Source organism: Steroidobacter sp. (assembly GCF_016790065.1).
Lineage (GTDB): Bacteria > Pseudomonadota > Gammaproteobacteria > Steroidobacterales > Steroidobacteraceae > Steroidobacter.
Map to the genome: position 1 here is coordinate 1 of NZ_JAEUPY010000096.1, position 2,673 is coordinate 2,673.

The following is a 2,673-nucleotide window of genomic DNA, read 5'->3' on the forward strand; positions in this document are numbered from 1 at the left end:
AAGGCCTGGCGAGCATGGTCGAGTTCCAGGGCACTCGCTGGTTCAGCGACAAGTTTCGCGAGGCGCACCCCAGCGTGGTCGATGAGATCAGCGCGATCTTCGGTGCGAACGATGTCGAGTGCTACAGCTCGACGTGCATCATGATGGGCGATGCGGATCTGCGTCCGCTACTGCCATCGATCACGGTGCCTGTCGCAATCGTCGTGGGTGAAGATGACTACGCAACGCCCGTGTCGATGTCCCGCCAGCTGCACGAAGCCATCGCCGGCTCGACTTTGAAAATCATTCCGCGCGCGCGACACCTTACCCCCATCGAGGTGCCTCAGGAGATTTGTGCCCAGCTCCTGGCGCTTCTCGAACGCAAGGCAGCGGCTGCGTCGCTGGCGCCAGAAGAAAGCTAGACGCTATCTATCAGCGTCAGCTCAACTAACGACCCAGCGCTGCATACACAGTCGAAGCAACTCGCGATCCACCGGCTTCGACAGATAGTCGGACATGCCGGCCGCGAAGCAGCGCTCGCGGTCACCAACCAAGGCGTTGGCCGTCATCGCGATGATGGGAATTGCAGATGCGGTCCCTTGCTCGGCGGAGCGAATGGCGCGCGCGGCGTCAAAGCCATCCATCTCAGGCATCTGACAGTCCATCAGAATCGCCGCAAACGATCCGTTGCGCCAGGCATCGATACACTCGACACCACTGCCGACCAAGTGCACGCGATAGCCCATCCGCTCGAGCAAGCGCTGCGCGACCTTCTGATTCACTGCATTGTCTTCGGCGACCAGAATCGTGGCCTGCGGTCCATTCGCCAGCACCGGCGCCACGGGTAGCGCAGTCTCGCGTGGTTCGACGACGACTGCGCATTTTTCGCAGGGAATGTTCAAGGTAAAGATCGAGCCGCGCCCAAGCTCGCTGCGTGCCTCGATCGATCCGCCCATGAGTTCGGCCAGTCGTCGTGCAATCGACAAGCCCAAACCGGTGCCGCCGAAACGGCGCGTGGTCGAGCCATCGGCTTGCATGAACGGTTGAAACAAACGTTCGAGCGCGTCCGGCGCGATGCCGATGCCGGTATCGCTGACGGCCAGCGACAGCATGGCGGTCTGCTCGGTCTGTTCCGCAGCGGTCATCGAGATGACGACGCTGCCTCGGGTGGTGAACTTCAACGCATTGCTGACCAGATTCAGCAGTATCTGCCGTAGCCGTGTGGAATCGCCGAGCACCGCTGCGGGCACATCGGCAGCCAATTGCAGCTCGAACGCAACGCTCTTGTGCGGCCGTTGCAACGCCATCTCTCGATGCAAATCGCTGACGACCCGACGCACATCGATGGGAATCTTTTCCAGATCCAGTCGGCCGGCTTCGATCTTGGAGAAGTCCAGAATGTCGTTGATGATGGTGAGCAGCAGCGCGGCACTTTGTCGCACGCTCTGTGCGTACTCGCGCTGAGTAGGTTCGAGCGCAGTATCGAGCAGCAACTCGGCCATGCCGACGATGCCGTTCATGGGCGTGCGAATCTCGTGACTCATGTTCGCGAGGAATTCGCCTTTCGCTTGGTCGGCGGCCATGACGCGTTGAGCGAGCGCTTGCAACTCTACGTTGCGTTCGTAGAGTTCGCGACTCTTCTGCTCCAGCAGTCGCTCGGCCTCCTCTCTCGCTTGACGCTCTCTGCGCCAGCGCCGCTCGACCGCGTCAGTCATCGCTCAGACAGCCTTGCTGAGCGTGAAGCGCGTTGCGGCCGGTTCGGGAACGTTGTCCTGCCTCTGCAGGCTCACCGGTTCGCGATAGTGAGCGATGGCCGCCACCAACAAGCCTTCGGCCAGATCGGCGAAGCCTCGCGAGGAACGGTAGTCGAGCTCCATCACGCCCGGCGCGATCGTGCGTGCACTGAACGACGGCAACTCGGCATCGGGATACAGCTTGCGAACTTCCACATGGATGTGGCGATCGATGCTTTCGATGAACGCATACAGCGAGCCGGCCTGCTGGAAGAACGCGGGATAGCCGATCAAGAACCGGCCGAGCAGATGACCGCCGAATGCTTTCAGCAGCACCGGCACCGGCGTGCCGGACAGACGCGACAACGTGGTGACTAGCGCCACCATCTCCCGATGATCGTAAGTGCCCACGGAGGTGTAGGCACCGCCAGAGGCGAGCTGACTCTCATCGAACATCCGATCCACCATGTCGATGCCCATCTGGCGCTCGACGAAGTCGGTAAATTCAGTAAACACCACGCCTTTCATATTGATCCTGCCGCAACTGTATTTGGCGGCAGTTTGTCAGCCCGCAGCGAACGTCGACTGTGATGGCTCCGGCAGTTCTGTTGCCAATACAACTGTTGAACGCTATCGATCACTGCCTCGGCACAGCTGCATGAGGCGCTCCCTCAAGCCACTGACGCAATATCGTCGCTCGAACTCATGTGCAAATCCTATCGGCAAAATATTCCAACGTGACAGGGCCACTATCGCCTCGTAGGCACAGCTACCTACCCACCTTACGGCCTCGCTTAAGGGCTTGAGTATGCTCAACAGGCGCTACTGGTTGGCCTCAGGCGGTTTGCAAACGTTCGGCGGCGCCCCATGGGGGCACGTCCGATAGTTGCGGGGCCCCGCTTCCAGCAAACTGTCTCCCGTCGAGTAAGGGCATACCCGTCGAAAGACGGCGACGCAAAGC

At 60.6% G+C, this 2,673-nt stretch carries 3 protein-coding genes; 1 reads left to right on the forward strand and 2 read right to left on the reverse strand.

Features of this window, described 5'->3' with window-relative positions; translation table 11 throughout:
- On the forward strand, nt 1-401 hold a 401-nt coding region (locus tag JNL55_RS03955), incomplete at its 5' end, for an alpha/beta fold hydrolase (RefSeq protein ID WP_293849556.1).
- 21 nt (nt 402-422) lie between these two features.
- Here JNL55_RS03955 and JNL55_RS03960 read toward each other — a convergent pair.
- Nucleotides 423-1,694: an ATP-binding protein gene (locus JNL55_RS03960; RefSeq protein WP_293849558.1), complete on the reverse strand. Its 1,272-nt coding sequence runs from the start codon at nt 1,692-1,694 to the stop codon at nt 423-425.
- A 3-nt stretch (nt 1,695-1,697) separates the two neighbouring features.
- Nucleotides 1,698-2,240 (reverse strand): heme NO-binding domain-containing protein, encoded by a 543-nt coding sequence (locus tag JNL55_RS03965; RefSeq protein ID WP_293849561.1) that lies wholly within the window; start codon nt 2,238-2,240, stop codon nt 1,698-1,700.
- Between the last annotated feature and the right edge of the window lie 433 nt (nt 2,241-2,673).